The organism is Limnohabitans sp., from assembly GCF_031538885.1.
Classification (GTDB): domain Bacteria; phylum Pseudomonadota; class Gammaproteobacteria; order Burkholderiales; family Burkholderiaceae_C; genus Limnohabitans.
Window position 1 is genome coordinate 34,981 of record NZ_JAVKLW010000069.1, and the last position, 17,848, is coordinate 52,828.

Genomic DNA, 17,848 nt, shown 5'->3' on the forward strand with positions numbered 1-17,848 from the left:
GTTTTTCAGCGGCGGTTCAGGCTTGGCAAAAGGCCTGAGCCACTTTGCGCAAACTGTCGTTGTGACGGTTCTCGGCCACACACACGGTGGCTTGTGCCGATTGCGTGAAGTTGCGCAACATGGACGACGCATAGGTGGGGTCATAGTGCAGTACCAGCAGGTCGCGCACCACATCTTCGATGTGGCCTGTGTCGATCTGTGTTTTCCAAGCGTCCACCACGGCCTTGCCACGAATGGCCACCAAGGCATCCAAACGACGGCAAAACAAATCACGGTCATCTACAAAGAAGTTGTAGTCCTCCATCAGCAAGGCGACCCGTTCATCCAAACTCAGTTGCAACTCAAAGCACGGGCTCTCACGCATGGCGAGCATCAGGGACTCGGGGATAGACAGGTTGCCCACTTTGCGACTTTCGGACTCCACAAACACAGGGCGTGTGGGGTCAAAGCTGCGCAGGGCTTGCCACACCAGTGTGTCAAAACGTTTTTGGCTGGGCTGTGGCTGGCCTGGGATATGGCCAAGGACCGAGCTGCGGTGACAGGCCAAGTCTTCAAGGTCCAACACTTGCGCGCCTTCAGCGGCCAAGGCGTACAGCAAGCGTGTCTTGCCCGAGCCTGTGGGGCCTGAGATGACTTTGAAGTGCAGTGGCGCCACACGCGTGGGGATGTCTTCCACCATGGCTGCACGAAATGCTTTGTAGCCGCCTTCGATCAAGTTCACCTTGAAACCAATGTGCCCCAGCACCAAAGACAGTGAACCGCTGCGTTTGCCGCCACGCCAGCAGTAAATCAGGGGTTGCCAGTTCTTGGGTAGTGCCAATACTTCGCGTTGGATGTGGCGTGCAATGTTGGCGGCCACCATGGCTGCGCCGTGTTTTTGCGCTTCAAAGGCATTGACTTGCTTGTACATGGTGCCCACGAAGATGCGCTCTTCGTTGTTCAGCGAAGGCCAATTCACGGCACCCGGCAGGTGGTCAAGCGCGTACTCGTTTTCGCTGCGGGCATCGATGATGGTGCTGAAGCCGCCGGACGCACCCAACGGAATGGCCATGCGGCTCATGGCGTCTTGCTCCGAAATAAAGGTCACGCTCACGGTTTATAAATTCTTTTTGATTTCGGGCCACACATTGGCCAACATGCGCGGATGCGCTTCGGCTTTGGGGTGGATGCGGTCGGGTTGAAACTGCGCGGTAGTGTCGGGCGCATCGGCAATGCCCTTGAGGAAAAACGGCACAAGCCCGGTGCGGTATTTCTTGGCAAGGTTGGCAAACATCACCGAGAACTTGGCGCTGTAGTCCGGCCCATAGTTGGGCGGTATTTGCATGCCCACCAGCACCACGCGCGCATTGACGGCGTGGCAGGCTTGGATCATGGCTTCGAGGTTATTGTGGGTGCCGTCCAAGTCGAGGCCGCGCAGCGCGTCGTTGCCGCCGAGTTCAATCACCACTTGCACGGGGCGCACTTGGTCGAGCATGGCGGGCAGACGAGAGCGGCCACCGGCGGTGGTGTCACCGCTGATGCTGGCGTTGACCACGCGCACATCGGGGCGCTCGGCTTGCAGCTTGTCGGCCAGCAAGGCCACCCAACCTTTGCCACGCGCAATGCCGTACTCGGCACTGAGCGAATCGCCCAAAACCAAGATGGTGGCTGCGGGCATCGTGCCCGGGGCAGAGCCTGGTGGTGGCACGTTGTTGGGCATGGGTTGGCCACGGCGGCGGTGTGGACCTGTGGAGGTGATGATGCTTTGCTGCGCCGTGGCTGTGCCAAGGCCAAAAGTCCCTAGCAAGCCAGCGCTCAGTGCGCCCAAGTTAAAGTCACGTCTTAACCACCCATTGCGCTTCATGACCCAGCCTTCATTTGAAAATTCATCCTCATCGCCTGCACCGTTGATGGTCGTCTCGCACTTGTCGAAATCGGTACAAGACGCCAGCGGTACCTTGCACATTCTCCGCGATATCGACTTCCACCTTGCGCCGCAACAATCATTGGCCATTGTGGGCGCTTCGGGCTCGGGCAAAAGCACCTTGCTGTCCATCATGGCGGGACTGGACACACCCACGCAGGGGACGGTGTGGCTGGCTGGTGTGGACCTGTTTGCCATGGACGAAGACGCTCGCGCCGCTGTGCGTGCGCGGCAAGTGGGCTTTGTGTTTCAGAGCTTTCAGCTCTTGGGCAATATGACGGCGCTAGAAAACGTCATGCTGCCCTTAGAGCTGGCAGGCCTGCCCAACCCGCGCGCCGCCGCCAAAGACATGCTGGTGCGCGTGGGCTTGGGCGAGCGTTTGGGCCACTACCCCAAAGTGCTGTCAGGCGGTGAACAACAACGCGTGGCTTTGGCCCGTGCCTTTGTGGTCAAACCCGCGCTGCTGCTGGCCGACGAGCCTACAGGCAGCCTAGACCATGCCAGTGGCGAGCGCATCATGGATTTGATGTTCGAATTGAACAAAGAATTGGGCACCACGCTGGTGTTGGTGACGCATGATTTGAAGCTGGCGGCAAGGTGTGACCAAGCCATCACGATTGAGGCAGGGCAGGTCAAGGGATAATCCCTCGATATGTCTTCAGCCCCTAAAGTTCTCTTCGGCTTTCACGCCGTTGGCGTGCGCGTCAAAACAGCGGCGCAATCCGTCATCGAAATCTATTTCGACCCCACACGTCGCGATGCGCGCATGCGTCAATTCATCGAGCGTGCCACCGAGTCTGGCATCCGTTTGATCGAGGCCGATGGCCCACGTTTGACCAAACTCTCGGGCGGTCATGGCCACCAAGGTGTGGCTGCGCGTGTGAGCGAAATCAAACAAGTGCATTCGTTGGATGAGTTGCTCGAAGGCATTGAAAAAATTGAAGCCCCTTTGATCTTGGTGCTTGACGGTGTGACCGATCCGCACAACCTCGGTGCCTGTTTGCGTGTGGCCGATGGTGCGGGTGCACATGCGGTAATCGCGCCCAAAGACCACGCGGTGGGCATCAACGCCACCGTGGCCAAAGTCGCCAGCGGTGCGGCAGAGACCGTGCCGTATTTCATGGTGACCAACTTGGCGCGTACCTTGAACGAGCTCAAAGAGCGCAACATTTGGATCATCGGCACCAGCGACGATGCACCCAAGACCTTGTACCAAGTCGACCTCAAAGGCCCAACTGCTTTGGTGTTGGGTGCCGAGGGGGACGGCATGCGTCAGCTCACGCGCAAGACGTGTGACGAGCACATCAGCATTCCGATGTGCGGTGGTGTGGAGAGCTTGAACGTGTCGGTGGCCAGTGGGGTGTGCTTGTACGAGGCACGGCGTCAGCGGACTGCTGGTTAGTTTTTACTGGGCTCGCTTCGGCAGTCAGGTATTGGCCGCTTCCTCATGCTGGGGTACCAGAAATCGTTGCGGCCAATACCCAACCGCCGAAGACTGCGGCCTACATGGTTTTTAGATCTCATTTTCTTAGATCCAACCTAGGACGCCTAGCAAGGCGCCAAAACCTAAGAGCAGTAACAAGTGCGTTTTGGTCTTCCACACAATCAGTGTGGTGGCACCTGCCAACACCCAGAGCGGCCAATCATGTGCAGGGTTTTCGTGATTGCCCGTGAGCAACCAGCCTGTGGCGATGAGTAGTGCAATCACAATCGGAGCCATGCCACTTTTGAAGGCTTTGACCGCCAGCATGTCGCGATTGCGATGCGCCCATTGCGTGGCAACGAAGGTGAGGGTGCATGACGGAATCATGATGCCCACCATGGTGATGAGCACGCCCCACAAGGCTAATGCCACGGCAGGCCAACCCGCCGCCAACCCACCGCCTGCGTTGAGACCCACATTCCAGCCCATCAAGGCGATGAACATCACGTTAGGTCCGGGTGCGCCTTGTGCCAAAGCGATGGACGAGGTGAACTGGGTGTCGCTGAGCCAATGCGTTTCATCTACCAAGTAGCGGTGAATATCGGGGGCGGTGGTGATGGCGCCGCCCACGGCCAAGAGTGAGAGTGAGATGAAGTGTAAAAACAGCGAGCCCCAATCGGCCAGGGTTAAGGTGATGCTCATGCTGCACCTCGCTGCTTGATGCAATGCGCAGCCCACATGCTGGCCAAGGGGCCCAGTGTGAGAAGAACCCAAGCCAATGGCAAACGCAGCAAACCAATCGCGATGAAGGTGAGGGTGCTGATGCCGATGCAAGTCAACATGCCCATGGGGTTGTTTTTGAGTGCCCCCATGAGCTTGATGCCCACTGCCGCAATTAAACCCGCGGAGACGGCCCCCATGCCGCGCAACATGCCTTGAGCAGCGGGCGTGTCCGCTACGCCAGCGACAGCAGCGGCGAGTAACAGCACAAGGATGGTGGGGGCCAACAACAAGCCACTCAAAGCCGCCAACGCACCCGCAAGACCGAAGTGACGCCCGCCGATCATCAGCGCCAAGTTCACCACATTGGGGCCAGGCAAAATTTGTGCAACAGCCCAGTCTTCTACAAACTCATCGGTGGTAAGCCACTGCTTTTTGTCCACCAACTCGCGTTGCACCACGGCCAGCACACCACCAAAGCCTTGCAAAGCGAGCAGTGTGAAGGAGATGAACAGGTCTGTTTTGCTGTTAGGCGCCTGAGCCGCTGCGCTGTGATAGCTCTGGTCGTTCGCGCTCATGGGGTGAGGCCGCCTGCCACCTCAATCACCGTGCCGTTGATATAAGACGCTTCATCACTGGCTAAGAAGGCATACACATTGGCAATGTCTTCGGGCTGGCCGAGGCGTTTGAGTGGCACACGTGCTTCCATTTCTGTGATCACTTTTTCTGGAATGGTCGACAGGATTGGCGTGGCAATAAAACCGGGGGCGACCGCATTCACACGAATCCCTTTAGGACCGAGTTCACGGCTCCACGTTTTGGTGAAACCGATCACACCAAACTTGGTGGCCGCATAGTTAGTTTGGCCAAAGTTGCCATAGATGCCCACCACGGATGAGGCATTCAAAATCACGCCACTGCCTTGCGCCACCATTGCATCGGTCACGGCCTGCGAGCAATGGAATACACCGCGCAGATTGACATCAATCACGCGGTCAAATTGTTCGAGTGTCATTTTTTGCAAACGCGCATCTTGGGTGATGCCTGCGTTGTTCACCAACACATCAATGCGCCCGAACTTGTCGAGCACGGCTTTGACCGTGGCATCCACCATGTCGCGTTGCGTCACATCCATCACATAGCCCACGGCTTGTGCGCCTTTGGCTTGGCACTGCGCGACAGCGGCATCGACTGCTGCTTGCTTGACATCACACACGATGACGCTGGCGCCTTCCTGTGCAAATTTGAGGGCAGTGGCCAAGCCAATGCCTTGTGCGGCGCCTGTGATGAGGCTGACTTTGCCCGTCAAACGTGGCGTTGGGGTAGGTGTATTTGCATGCATGAGTTTGAGTGTAATCAGTCAGCCTGTCGGGCTGCGTCATGGCGGTGACTCAGGTGCTGCCACGCACCACCAACTCATAACCCACATCGACGCTGGACGAGGCCAGCGCTTCGTTGCGCATCAAAGCCAGCAGCATCTTGGCCGCAGCCTCGCCAATGACTGCGCGTGGGGTGCGGATGGTGGTCAAGCCCGGGCCCATCAGGTCGCTGCCCGTGAGGTCATTGAAACCCGCAATAGCCAGTTGCTGCGGGACTTTGATTTTCAAACGCTGTGCTGCCAGCAAAGCGCCTTGGGCCAAGTCGTCGTTGCAAAAAAAGATGGCATCAATGCTCGGGTCGTTTGTCATGATGTGGTGCAACATTTCGCCGCCAAGAGCCATGGAAGAGGGCGACTTGTTGGTGTAACTCAGCGCTTTGTCGTAGAGTTTGGCTGACTTGAGTGTTTTGCGCCAACCCTCCAGCCGTTGTAAGGTGCGTGGGTCTAACTGAGCTGCTGCAAATGCAATGCGTTGGCGCCCACGACTCAGCAAATGCTGGGTGAGTGTGCTGGCCGCTTGCGTTTGAGAAAACCCAACACTGTTGACATGGGGCAATGGCGACAGCTCCATCATGTGTACGCAGGGAATGCCACTTTTTTCGATCAAGGCTTGTGCCGCGTCGCTGCGATCTAAGCCCGTCACAAGAATGCCCGCAGGTCGATGTTGCAGTTGCTCGCGCAACAGTTGTTCTTCTTCACGCGTGTCGTAATGGGTGATACCAATCAGCGTTTGATAGCCCGCTTGACGCAGCGTTTTTTGAATCGACTCCAACACGTCGACAAACAAGTTGTTGGACAACATGGGAATGAGCACGGCCACATGGTCGCTGTGGCGTGAGGCGAGGGCACGAGCTGCGGGGTCTGGTGTGTAGCCAAGTTTCAATGCGGCGGCTTTCACGCGGTCTGTCAAATCACGGGCGACTGCGCGTTCACCCCGTAGCGCCCGCGACACCGTGATGGGGCTGACTTTTGCCAATGCGGCCACATCTGCCAGCGTGACACGGCCTGTAGCGCGTGAACGTGTGTTTTTGGATGTCATAAGGGTTAGGGTTTTTGCTAGGGTTTGAGCGACATACTTTATTTATGATAGCGCTATCCGAGAGCTGTGCATGTCATCGAAAACACGTAAAGCTCTCTACTTTTTGCACAAATTGGATAGCGCTATCCAGTATTTAAAAATGAATGTTCCAGTCGTCATCATGGGTGTCGCCGGTTGCGGCAAGTCAAGCTTTGCAGCCGCGCTGTCACAGGCGTTGGGTTGGCCGTTGATTGAAGGTGATGAGTTTCATCCCATCGCCAACGTCAACAAAATGCGCGCTGGCATTGCGCTGACGGACGAGGACCGTGCGGGTTGGTTGGCTGTCTTGGCCGATGAATTAGTCCGCAGTGGCGCATGCGCGGTGCTCACCTGTTCGGCTTTGAAAAAGGCCTACCGTGACCGCTTGCGCCAAAGCGTACCGACCTTACGTTTTGTGCATCTTGAGCTCACACGTGAGCAGTCCATCGCACGCGTCACCCTGCGTCCAGGGCATTACTTTCAGCCCGCTTTGGTGGACAGCCAATTCGCAGCTTTAGAAAAACCTGTCAACGAGGCAGGTGTACTGCGCGTGGATGCCACGCAAAGTATCGAAACCATTCAAGCGCAGGTGTGTGCTTGGATGACCAACCAGGAGTGTGTATGAGTTCAAATTCATCCCCCTCACGCAGCCAGTCCATCGCACACGTGCTGATGGCGGTGTGCCTGGGTGTCATGGCGGTGGCCGTGTTTTTCAACGTGGTGTTGCGTTACGGATTTGGCAGCGGCATTGCGGCCAGCGAGGAACTGTCGCGTTTGTTGTTTGTGTGGATGGTGTTCATTGGTGCCACGGCGGCTTATCCCGCAGGTGAGCACATGGCCTTCACCAGTTTTGTTGCGGGCTTGCGCCAGCATCCCAAAACCATGCAAGCCTTGACCGTGTTGATCCGTGCATTGGTCGTCCTCAGCTGTGTGTTGTTGGGGCGTGGTGCATGGCAACAAGTGGACGTGGGCTTCGCCAGTAATTCCGTGGTGCTGGGTTATCCCAATTGGCTGCTGCCATTGCCTGTGCTGTTGTCGTCACTGGCCATTGGCCTGATGGCACTCAAAGAATTGACTCAAAACATGCCTGTGGACTTTGACCACGGCGTGGACGTGGAGTAAACCAACATGACACCTGAAGCACAAGCATTCATTGTTTTCTCGGCGGGCATGTTGTTGCTCATGGGGGTTGGCCTGAACATGGCCTTTGCCTTGGTCTTGACGGGCGCTGGTATGGCCTGGGTACTCGACTTTTGGGACACCCAGTTGCTCGCGCAAAACTTAGTGGCCGGTGTGGACAGCTTTCCTTTGTTGGCTGTACCGTTCTTTATCTTGGCCGGTGAGTTGATGAACTCTGGTGGCATCAGTCGCCGCATCATCGACATGGCCCAAGCGTGGGTCGGTCACATCCGTGGTGGCTTGGGCTTTGTGGCGATTGGTGCTGCGGTACTCATGGCCAGCATGAGTGGTTCGGCTTTAGCGGACACGGCGGCACTGGCCACCATCTTGCTGCCCATGATGAAGCGTCAGGGCTACCCCATGCACACCTCGGCAGGTTTGATTGCGTCGGGCGGCATCATCGCGCCCATCATTCCGCCGTCGATGCCCTTTGTGATTTACGGTGTGACCACCAACACATCCATCTCCTCTTTGTTTTTGTCTGGCATCGTGCCAGGACTCATCATGGGCATTGGTTTGATCGTCGCGTGGAAGCTTCAATTGCGTGACATGGACTTGCCTCAAGGTGAAAAACTACCTTTGATCGAACGCTTGCACGCCACACGCAAAGCGTTCTGGGCCATGCTCATGCCACTCATCATCATCGGTGGCATGAAGACGGGGATCTTCACGCCGACCGAAGCTGCTGTGGTTGCTGCGTTTTATGCCTTGGTAGTCGCCCTTGTGATTCATCGCGAAATGAAGTTGATTGAAATTCACGAAGTACTGGTGCGTGCAGCCAAAACGACAGCGGTGGTGATGTTCTTGTGCGCGGGTGCACAAGTCGCCAGCTACATGATCACCTTAGCGAATTTGCCAACCGTGCTCACTGGCTGGCTGGGGCCTTTGGTCGACAGCCCGCGCGTCCTCATGGCCGTGATGATGGTGACCTTGGTTTTGATTGGCACTGCGCTTGACCTGACTCCCACGATTTTGATTTTTGCACCCGTGATGCTGCCCATCGCGGTGAAGGCGGGCATTGACCCTGTGTATTTCGGTTTGATGTTTGTGCTCAACGGTGCGATTGGTTTGATCACGCCGCCTGTGGGCACCGTGCTCAATGTGGTGGCTGGTGTAGGGCGTTTGTCCATGCACCAAGTCATCAAAGGGGTGAATCCATTCTTAGTGACTTACCTCATCATCTTGACTGCGTTTGTTTTGTTCCCAGAAATCGTGACAGCCCCTGTGGTATGGATGCGATAAGTTTTAACCCAAGGAGACTGTTATGAAATTTATTCGTCGAACCCTGATTGCCGCTGCCACCGTGGCCGTGGCCAGTGCCTCTTTTTCGACCTTCGCGCAAGACATCAAGCCCCGCTTGATTCGTTTTGGCTACGGCTTGAACGAGCAAAGCAACCAAGGCCGTGCAGCCAAAGTATTTGCAGAACAAGTAGAGAAAGCCTCTGGTGGCAAGATGAAAGTGCGTGCCATTGGTGCCGCTGCCTTGGGCCCCGACACACAAATGCAACAGGCCTTGATTGGCGGCGCACAAGAGATGATGGTCGGCTCGACCGCCACCTTGGTGGGCATCACCAAAGAAATGGCCTTGTGGGACACACCGTTCCTATTTAACAACGTCAAAGAGGCGGATACGGTGCTCGACGGCCCCATTGGCCAAAAGGTGATGGACAAGTTGCAAGACAAAGGCTTGGTCGGCTTGGCTTATTGGGAAAACGGTTTCCGTAACCTCACCAACAGCAAGCGCCCTGTGACGAAGCTCGAAGACTTGAACGACGTCAAGCTGCGCGTGATGCAAAACAATGTGTACCTCGATAGCTTCAAGCTCTTGGGGGCCAATGCGGTGCCCATGCCTTTCTCTGAATTGTTCAGCGCACTCGAAACCAAGACCGTGGACGGTCAAGAGAACCCGTACAACACCATCTTGTCGAGCAAGTTCTACGAAGTGCAAAAGTACCTGAGCGTGACCAACCACGTCTACAGCCCTTGGATCGTCACCGTGAGCAAAAAGTGGTGGGATGGCTTGAGCAAGACCGAACAAAAAATCTTGCTCGACGCCGCACGCGTGAGCCGCGACTTCGAACGCAAAGACACCCGCGACGAAGCCGCCAAAGCCTTGGATGATTTGAAAGCCAAAGGTATGCAAATCAACGAGCTGTCGGTGGCCGAAGTGAACCGCATGCGCGACAAACTCACGCACGTCAATGCTGGTATTGCCACCAACATTGGCATGGACTTATGGGGCGACACGCAGAAAGAACTCACACGCTTGCGTGCGAAGAAGTAATTTCTTTTAGCGTAACGTGCCATGCAAAACGCCACCCTTGGGTGGCGTTTTTTTGTGCAGGCTGCGTGGATTTATCCCGTATTCCTCAACCCCGCCGCAATCCCGTTGATCGAGATGTGAATGCCGCGCTGGGCTTTTTCATCGCGGTCTTGTGGGCGTTTGCCTTCGCGGTAGCGGCGAATCAATTCCACTTGTAAATGGTGCAGCGGGTCGATGTAGGGGAAGCGGTGGCGCATCGAGCGCTCCAGCGCGGCGTTGTTGACTAAACGCTGTTTGTCACCCGTGATGAGTTTCAATGCGTCGGAGGTGCGGTGCCATTCGGCTTCGATCAGACCAAAAATCCTTTTACGCAAACGAGCGTCACTCACCAGTTCGGCATAGCGCGAAGCCAAGCCTAAATCGCTCTTAGATAAGACCATGTCGAGGTTCGACAGCAGTGAGCGGAAGAACGGCCATTGGCGTTGCATTTTTTGCAGCAAGGCCAACGCGTCTTTGGGCTTGAGGGTGGGGTGCTGGTGGATGAATTGGTCTACTGCTGAGCCAAAGCCCAGCCATCCGGGTAAGGTCAAACGGCATTGGCCCCAGCTAAAGCCCCAAGGAATCGCACGCAAGTCTTCAATCCGCGGCGACGCGTTACCGCTCTTGGGACGTGCCGCAGGGCGCGAGCCAATGTTGAGTTCGGCAATTTCACGCAAGGGCGTGGAGGCAAAGAAATAGTCGCTAAAGCCTGGCGTCTCATACACGAGGCCACGGTAAGCCGCCATGCTGGCGTGTGAGAGCCACTGCGCTGCATCCAAGAATGCTTGCGGTGCTGGCTGGGTGGTTTGCAACAGCGTGGCTTCCAAGGTGGCGGCCACGAGGGTTTCTAAATTGCGGCGGCCAATTTCGGGGTTGGCGTATTTGGAACCAATGACTTCGCCTTGCTCGGTGAGGCGAATTTGCCCACGCACGGTGCCGGGGGGCTGCGCCAAAATCGCTTGGTAGCTAGGACCACCGCCCCGACCCACGGTGCCGCCACGGCCATGGAACATGCGCAGGGTGATGTCGTGTTGTTTGAATAGGCCATCAAACAAAGTGACCAAGGCAATCTCGGCGCGGTACAGCTCCCAGTTGCTGGTGAAGATGCCGCCGTCTTTGTTGCTGTCCGAGTAGCCCAACATGATGTCTTGCTCGCCACCGCTGCGCTTGACCAAATTGGCCACGCCATCGATGGCATAAAAACCACCCATGATGTCGGCAGCACATCGCAAGTCTTCAATGGTTTCAAACAAAGGCACCACGATCAAATTGCAAGTCGATGTTTTGCTGCCCAAGGTGCCGCGCATCAAGCCGGTTTCTTTTTGCAGCAACAACACTTCCAGCAAATCGCTCACAGTTTCGGTGTGGCTGATGATGTAGTGGCGAATTGCATCTTTGCCAAACGCTTGCAGCATTTGGCGTGCAGTTTCAAAAATCGCCAGTTCTTTGAGGGCGAGTTCGGAGTAGCTCGCGCCCATCACGCGCAAAGGGCGGGCGTCTTGCAGCAGTTGGGTCAACACACCAACGCGTTGTGCTTCGTCGAGCTTGGCATAGTGCTTTTCCACGCCTGCAGTGGTTAACAGCTCGGCCACTACCAACTCGTGCTGGTCAGAACTTTGGCGTAAGTCCACCGTGGCGAGGTGAAAGCCAAACACCTCCACCGCACGCATCAACGGGGTCAGGCGTTGGGCCATCAAGGCGCTGCCGTGTTGGGCTTCGAGTGAGTCTGCAATCACCCGCAAATCTGCCAACAGCGCTTGTGCTGAGAGATAGGGGTTTTGTGGTGCCACCGCATGGCGTGCTGCCTCACCGCCCGTGAGGTCTTTGAGGGTGGCCGCCAAGCGGGCGTACATGCCGGTGAGGGCGCGGCGATAGGGCTCGTCTTGGCGATGCGCATTGGTGTCGGGTGAGTGTTCGGCCAAGGCATGCATCTCGGGCGTGACATCCACCAACATCGCCGACATCGACAACTCGGTGCCAAGGTAGTGCAGCTCGGTCAGGTAGTGGCGCAAGGCCACATCGCACTGGCGACGCAGGGCGTAGTGCAGGGTCTCGGCGTTGACATTGGGATTGCCATCGCGGTCGCCGCCAATCCATTGACCCATGCGCAAAAAGCTGTGTACGTGGGCGTGACCCAGCTCGGCTTCGAGGTCGGCGTAGAGCTTGGGAATTTCACTGAGGAATGTGGATTCGTAATAGCTGAGCGCATTTTCAATTTCATCCGACACCGTGAGTTTGGTGAAGCGCAGCAAACGGGTTTGCCACAGTTGCAGCACACGGGCGCGCAATTGCATTTCGTTGGCGGCGAGTTCGCGTTGTGCCAACGCATCGGGTACTTTGGTTGAGGCGTACAGGGAAGAGCGTGATTTGATGTCGTCACGCAAACCCAAGAGCTGAGCAATGCCGCGCTCGGCGTCCAAGATGCTTTTGCGTTGCACTTCAGTGGGGTGTGCGGTGAGTACGGGCGACACATGGCTGTGTGCCAGCGTTTGCACAATGCTCTTGGGTGCAATGCCCACGCTCTTGAGACGGCTCAAGGCGAGGGTGAGGCTGCCTTCTTGTGTGTGGCCTGCGCGTTCATGGATGGCTCGGCGGCGGATGTGGTGGCGGTCTTCGGCCAAGTTGGCCAAGTGGCTGAAGTAGGTGAAGGCGCGAATCACACGCACCGTGGCTTCTGCGCTGAGTGAGGCCAAGAGTTTTTTCAGGGCTTTGTCGGCATTGGCATCGGCGTCGCGGCGAAAGGCCACGGAGAGTTTGCGCACTTGTTCGACCAGCTCGTAGGCTTCTTTGCCTTCTTGTTCACGAATCACGTCGCCCAAGATGCGGCCCAAGAGTCGAATGTCTTCTACTAGCGGGCGTTCGTTTTCTTTGGCTTTGGCTGAAGTTTTGTCAGTCATGGGGTGCTCTTGTTTGTGATGTTTGAATTTGGTTCTTGCGTTTGATTGCTGTGCTCGCTTGGCTACAGGGGAATGCGCAGGTTTCTCATGCTGGAGTACCAGAAATCGTCACCTGCGCATTCCCCTGCATCCAAGCTGCGGCGTGATGAAGTGGTGAACCTGCGTAAGGCCAGATGGCGCAGAGGTGAGCAGTTGAGCGAGCGCAGTGCAACGAGTGAAGCTCCGTGCTTTCCGCAAACCCAAAGTGATGCAGCTGGCGGAGCGGCAGTTGACGATTTCTGGTACTCCAACATGAGGAAACTGCCGCTCCGTCAGCTGCGTCACCGCAGTCGGAGAAAGCGCAACAAGCGCAGCTGATGAAGAAACTATTGCCATTGCGTCAAAGACAAAGCCTGCGAAGCCCCTTGCAAGGCCGGCGACACAGGGCTGTGTATGACCCACGTCGGCACTTCTTGCAAATACTTTTTGAACCGACCCTTGGCCTCGAAGCGCTCACGAAAGGGCGACGCATCAAAGCGTTCACCCAAACGCGGCACGATGCCGCCGCCGATGTAAATGCCGCCTCGTGCGCCCAAGGTCAAAGCCAAGTCACCCGCCACAGAGCCTAAGAAGCCGCAGAACATATTTAGCGCCTCGTTGGCGGTGGAGGTGGGCACGTCTTGCGCACGCTCAATCACTTCGGCTGGGGTGGTGATTTCACGACGTAGATCGTGATTCCCATTTTGGCCCTGACCATCTTTCAAATCACACAGCGCGTGATACAGGTCCACCAAACCCGCACCTGAAATGACACGTTCGGCGGACACATGGCCGTAGCGTTTTTGCAATTGTTGGATGGCAGCAAATTCGTGTGCCGTGCTGGCCGTCAAACTGACGTGGCCGCCTTCACCCGCAATCGGCATCCACTTGTTTTGGTAGCCCACAGGAAACAAGCCCGACACACCCAAGCCCGTGCCTGGGCCAATCAAACCAATGGCGGCATTCGCCGCCGCAGTGCCACTGCCCACTTGGCGCTTTTGTGCATCGGGCAACAGCGTGAGCGACAAAGCGAGTGCGGTGAAATCGTTGAGCAACAAAAAGCGCGACACGCCCAAGCCTTCGCGCAGGGCGTTGACCGAAAACTTCCAGTGGTGATTGGTCATCGCCACTTGATCACCCGTGACAGGGTTGGCAATGCCAAACGCCGCGCAGGGTGGGGCGGTGAGGTCTTGTTCTTTCAAATACGTTTGTGCCGCGACGAGCAGCGACTCATGCTCGGCACAGGGCAACACTTGCACGTGGGTGATGGCGGCGTGTTCAGTGGCTTGCCAGCCAAATCGGGTATTGGTGCCACCGATATCACCCAACAAACGTGGGTAAGCCGGTGCGTTGGCAACCGCTGGGTCACGTGACTCAAACATGCATCACGCTTTCAGGCGGGCTGCTTCTGCGGCCTCGATGTCCTTCGCCATTTTCTTGCCCAGCTCGACGCCCCATTGGTCGTAAGCGTGGATGCCCCAGATGGCAGCTTGGCAGAACACCTTGTGTTCGTACAAGGCCATCAGTGCACCCATGCTGCGTGGCGTGAGGGCATCCACCCAAATGGTGGTGCTGGGCACGTTGCCGGGGTAGCTGCGGTGCGGGGCCAGGCGCTGTACTTCGGCTTCATCCATGCCGCTGCTGCGCAGTTCATGCACGGTTTCTTCAGGTGTGCGGCCAATCGCCAAGGCTTGGGCTTGGGCCTGCATGTTGAGCAAGACCACGCGGTGGTGTTCTGCTGCAAATGGCAAGGGGCTGCGCTCGGTGCGCAAGCCAATGAAGTCCATCGGCACCAAGTGCTTGCCTTGGTGGATGAGCTGAAAGTAAGCGTGTTGGCCGTCGATCCCTAAGCCACCCCACAGCACAGGTGCGGTGGCCACTTGCACAGGGCTGCCATCGATGTGCGTGGCTTTGCCGTTGGACTCCATGTCCATCTGTTGCAAGAACGAGGCGAACTTGCCTAAGGGTGAGGCATAGGGCGCAATGTTGTGTGTGGTGGCCCCCAAGAAGTTGCGGTTCCACACACCAAACAAGGCCATCAGCAAGGGCAAGTTTTGGTCAGCAGGGGCGGTTAAAAAATGCTCGTCCATCGCACGTGCGCCCAAGAGCATGTCTTGGAAGGCAAACGCACCGATGGAGATGGCCAGTGGCAACCCAATGGCCGACCACACCGAGTAGCGGCCACCCACCCAATCCCAAAACCCAAAGGTGTACTCAGGCGTGAAGCCTTGTGCGGCAGAGATGTGAGGGTTGGCGGTCACCGCAATCAGGTGTTGGCCCAGTTGCTCGGTGGGGCAACCACCGTCGGTCAGCCAGCGCTTGGCAGATGCCGCCAGGGTCATGGTCTCTTGCGTGGTGAATGTTTTGCTTTGCACCACAAAGGCGGTACGTGCTGGGTTGAGGTAGGCCAGCGCGGTGTACAGGCTCCAAGCGTCCACGTTGGACACATAGTGCACGCGCACTTTGTTTTTAAAACTGTCACGCGTCAAGTGGCTGAGCGCTTCGGTGGTCATGCGGGGGCCGAGGTCGGAGCCGCCAATGCCGAGGTTGACCACATCGGTGATGGACTCGCCGCCAAAGCCTTTGATTTGGCCTTCACGCACTTTCTCGGCGAAGGTACACACGCGGTGCAACTCATGCGCCACTTGTTTGGAAATTTCATGGCCCCACGGTGGGTTGGGCACATGGCTACCGCGCAAGGCCACATGCAACACGGCGCGTTGCTCGGTGGCGTTGATGGGCTCGCCTTTGAACATGGCTTGCGCTTGCGGCATGACGTGTGACTCTTCGGCCAAGGCCAAGAGCTGCGTCATCACTTCGCGGGTGACGCGTTGGCGCTCGTAGTCGATGCTGATGCCCGCACCACTGGCGTGCAAGGCCGCGTTGCGCTCCGCACTTTTGAGCAACTCACGCAAGTGGGGTTGTGGACCTTGGGCCAAGGCTTGGAGGGCTTGCCAAGCTTGGCGCTTTTGTGGAGGCACGAATGGAGTCATGTTTGGATTTTCGTCAAATTAATGAACTTTCTTGAGTTCATGGCATGAAACTTTTGATCGGATGCTTGAATTAACTTGAACGCGCTGCGTCTGTGGCTTCGCGGGCCAAGCGGGTTATTTCAGCCCAATCACCGCGCTCGACGACATCCACAGGCGTGAGCCAAGAGCCGCCAACCATCGCCACATTGGGTTGCTTCAAAAAATCGCCCATGTTGGCCAGCGACACACCGCCCGTAGGACAGAAACGCATATCGCCCAAAGGCCCGCCCAAAGCCTTGAGCATGGCCAAGCCGCCTGCTTGTGCGGCGGGAAAGAGTTTGACGAGGCCAAAACCGTAGTCACGCGCCGCCATCACTTCACCGGGCGTCATTACCCCGGGCATGAAGGGCAGCTTGCAAGCCATAGCAGCTTGCACCAAGGCGCTGGTCATGCCGGGCGAGAGGGCAAAGCTGGCACCTGCGGCTTGTACACGCGCCATTTCGTCGGCACGTGTGACGGTGCCTGCGCCCACGTGCATCTGCGGCACATGCTTGGCGACTTGCTCCATCGCGGGCAAACCTGCGGCATGGCGCAAGGTGATTTCCATCACATCCACACCACCTTCGAGCAGCGCGTGTGCCATGGGCACGGCTTGGTCGGGATGGGTGATGACGATGACGGGCACGACGCGCGAGGTGAACGCGGGCTGAGAGAAAGCGGGGTTGAGTGGGGACATATCGAATGTGTTTTTCAAATGGGTGTGAACAAAGGCGATGCGCCTTCCTCGGCCAGCGCGGCATGGGCGCGAAACAAAGCGAAGAGATCGCGCCCCGTGCCATGTTGGTTGCCAGACAGGTCAGGCGTGGGCGCGGTGCGTGCGGCGAGCTCCGCCTCACTGACTTCCAGCTGCAAAGTTTGGGTGTCGCAATCCAGCGCAATCATGTCGCCGTCTTGCACCTTGCTAATCAAGCCGCCATTGACCGACTCGGGGCTGAGGTGAATCGCCGCTGGCACTTTGCCCGATGCGCCTGACATGCGGCCATCGGTGACCAAAGCCACTTTGAAGCCCTTGTCTTGCAGAAGGCCTAACACGGGGGTGAGGCGATGCAGCTCGGGCATGCCGTTGGCTTGTGGGCCTTGGTTGCGCACCACGGCCACAAAGTCGCGTTCGAGCTTGCCTTCTTTGAAGAGTTGGCCGAGTTGCTTTTGATCGGTCAACACGATGGCGGGTGCGCGCACTTGGCGGTGTTCAGGCTTGACGGCAGACACCTTCACCACGGCGCGACCCAAGTTGCCTTTGAGCAAACGCAAGCCACCATCGGTGCTGAAGGGTTGCGTGACGGGACGCAACACAGCTTCGTCGGCCGACTTGGCTGGCACATCGCGCCAATCAAGTTGGCCATTTAGAGCGGGATTCAGCCAAGGCTCAACGGTGTAGCGGTGCAGGCCTTGGCCCATGATGGTGTGCACATCGTCGTGTAACAAGCCTGCGCTGAGCAACTGGGCTATCAGGTAGCCCATGCCGCCTGCGGCTTGGAAGTGGTTCACATCGGCACTGCCATTGGGGTACACGCGAGCCAGTAAAGGAACGCAAGCTGAGAGATCAGAGAAGTCGTCCCAGTTGATGATGAGGCCCGCTGCACGCGCCATGGCCACGATGTGCAGCGTGTGGTTGGTCGAGCCCCCTGTGGCCAGCAAACCCACGATGCCATTGACGATGGCCTTGGCATTGATTTGGTAGCCCACGCCTGTTTCTTTGTCTTGCGACAAAGCTACAGCACGTTTGACAGCTTCCACGGTGAGGGCTTCACGCAGCGGTGTGCCAGGGTTGACAAAGGAGGAGCCAGGCAAATGCAAACCCATGATTTCCATCAGCATTTGGTTGGAGTTGGCTGTGCCGTAAAACGTACACGTGCCCGCGCTGTGGTAGGCCGCTTGTTCGGCTTGCAGCAACACCTCGCGGCTGACCAAGCCTTGCGCGTATTGCTGACGCACTTTG

Annotated in this window: 17 protein-coding genes; 6 read left to right on the top strand and 11 right to left on the bottom strand. The window is 57.2% G+C overall.

The window, feature by feature from the left end; genetic code table 11:
* Window positions 1–16: 16 nt before the first annotated feature.
* Window positions 17–1,093 (bottom strand): tRNA 2-selenouridine(34) synthase MnmH, encoded by a 1,077-nt coding sequence (gene mnmH, locus RMS03_RS05590; RefSeq protein ID WP_310626107.1) that lies wholly within the window; start codon window positions 1,091–1,093, stop codon window positions 17–19.
* Between the two features lie 3 nt (window positions 1,094–1,096).
* Window positions 1,097–1,843, bottom strand: a complete 747-nt coding sequence (locus RMS03_RS05595) for an arylesterase (RefSeq protein WP_405023506.1) — start codon at window positions 1,841–1,843, stop codon at window positions 1,097–1,099.
* On the opposite strand from RMS03_RS05595, the gene RMS03_RS05600 reads away from it, so the two are divergent.
* Window positions 1,842–2,546 (top strand): ABC transporter ATP-binding protein, encoded by a 705-nt coding sequence (locus tag RMS03_RS05600; RefSeq protein WP_310626108.1) that lies wholly within the window; start codon window positions 1,842–1,844, stop codon window positions 2,544–2,546. The genes RMS03_RS05595 and RMS03_RS05600 overlap by 2 nt on opposite strands.
* A 9-nt stretch (window positions 2,547–2,555) precedes the next feature.
* On the top strand, window positions 2,556–3,305 hold the full coding sequence (gene rlmB, locus RMS03_RS05605) for a 23S rRNA (guanosine(2251)-2'-O)-methyltransferase RlmB (protein WP_310626109.1): 750 nt from the start codon (window positions 2,556–2,558) through the stop codon (window positions 3,303–3,305).
* Window positions 3,306–3,431: 126 nt separating this feature from the next.
* On the opposite strand, the gene RMS03_RS05610 is transcribed toward rlmB, so the two are convergent.
* Genes RMS03_RS05610 through RMS03_RS05625 form a run of 4 tightly spaced genes read right to left on the bottom strand, consistent with a single transcriptional unit; the run spans window position 3,432 to window position 6,463 of the window.
* The gene (locus RMS03_RS05610) at window positions 3,432–4,028 is read right to left on the bottom strand and encodes a chromate transporter (protein WP_310626110.1); all 597 of its coding nucleotides are present in this window, start codon (window positions 4,026–4,028) and stop codon (window positions 3,432–3,434) included.
* Window positions 4,025–4,624 carry a chromate transporter gene (locus RMS03_RS05615; protein WP_310626111.1) on the bottom strand — a complete coding sequence of 200 codons (600 nt, stop codon included), beginning with the start codon at window positions 4,622–4,624 and terminating at the stop codon, window positions 4,025–4,027. Before RMS03_RS05615 ends, RMS03_RS05610 begins: the two co-directional genes overlap by 4 nt.
* On the bottom strand, window positions 4,621–5,388 hold the full coding sequence (gene fabG, locus RMS03_RS05620) for a 3-oxoacyl-ACP reductase FabG (protein WP_310626112.1): 768 nt from the start codon (window positions 5,386–5,388) through the stop codon (window positions 4,621–4,623). The genes RMS03_RS05615 and fabG overlap by 4 nt, the downstream gene beginning before the upstream one ends.
* Window positions 5,389–5,437: 49 nt before the next feature.
* Window positions 5,438–6,463, bottom strand: coding sequence for a LacI family DNA-binding transcriptional regulator (locus RMS03_RS05625; RefSeq protein ID WP_310626113.1), 1,026 nt, complete (start codon window positions 6,461–6,463; stop codon window positions 5,438–5,440).
* Window positions 6,464–6,602: 139 nt separating this feature from the next.
* Here RMS03_RS05625 and RMS03_RS05630 point away from each other — a divergent pair, with 139 nt between their 5' ends.
* Genes RMS03_RS05630 through RMS03_RS05645 form a run of 4 tightly spaced genes read left to right on the top strand, consistent with a single transcriptional unit; the run spans window position 6,603 to window position 9,944 of the window.
* Window positions 6,603–7,106, top strand: coding sequence for a gluconokinase (locus tag RMS03_RS05630; protein ID WP_310626114.1), 504 nt, complete (start codon window positions 6,603–6,605; stop codon window positions 7,104–7,106).
* Window positions 7,103–7,603, top strand: coding sequence for a TRAP transporter small permease subunit (locus RMS03_RS05635; RefSeq protein ID WP_310626115.1), 501 nt, complete (start codon window positions 7,103–7,105; stop codon window positions 7,601–7,603). The genes RMS03_RS05630 and RMS03_RS05635 overlap by 4 nt, the downstream gene beginning before the upstream one ends.
* Before the next feature lie 6 nt (window positions 7,604–7,609).
* Window positions 7,610–8,902, top strand: coding sequence for a TRAP transporter large permease subunit (locus RMS03_RS05640; protein ID WP_310626116.1), 1,293 nt, complete (start codon window positions 7,610–7,612; stop codon window positions 8,900–8,902).
* A gap of 22 nt (window positions 8,903–8,924) precedes the next feature.
* Window positions 8,925–9,944, top strand: coding sequence for a TRAP transporter substrate-binding protein (locus RMS03_RS05645; RefSeq protein WP_310626117.1), 1,020 nt, complete (start codon window positions 8,925–8,927; stop codon window positions 9,942–9,944).
* 71 nt (window positions 9,945–10,015) lie between these two features.
* On the opposite strand, the gene ppc is transcribed toward RMS03_RS05645, so the two are convergent.
* The 5 genes from ppc to RMS03_RS05670 all read right to left on the bottom strand — a co-directional run.
* A complete protein-coding gene (gene ppc / locus RMS03_RS05650; protein WP_310626118.1) occupies window positions 10,016–12,859 on the bottom strand; it encodes a phosphoenolpyruvate carboxylase in 2,844 nt (947 codons plus the stop codon).
* A gap of 365 nt (window positions 12,860–13,224) precedes the next feature.
* A complete protein-coding gene (locus RMS03_RS05655; protein WP_310626119.1) occupies window positions 13,225–14,259 on the bottom strand; it encodes a glucokinase in 1,035 nt (344 codons plus the stop codon).
* 3 nt (window positions 14,260–14,262) lie between these two features.
* Complete coding sequence (pgi, locus tag RMS03_RS05660; protein WP_310626120.1) at window positions 14,263–15,870, bottom strand: glucose-6-phosphate isomerase; 1,608 nt, start codon at window positions 15,868–15,870, stop codon at window positions 14,263–14,265.
* Between the two features lie 70 nt (window positions 15,871–15,940).
* Entirely contained in the window at window positions 15,941–16,585 is a 645-nt protein-coding gene (eda, locus tag RMS03_RS05665) for a bifunctional 4-hydroxy-2-oxoglutarate aldolase/2-dehydro-3-deoxy-phosphogluconate aldolase (protein ID WP_310626121.1), read from the bottom strand.
* Window positions 16,586–16,599: 14 nt separating this feature from the next.
* Window positions 16,600–17,848 (bottom strand): dihydroxy-acid dehydratase (locus RMS03_RS05670; protein ID WP_310626122.1); only part of this gene is annotated, 1,249 nt, incomplete at its 5' end.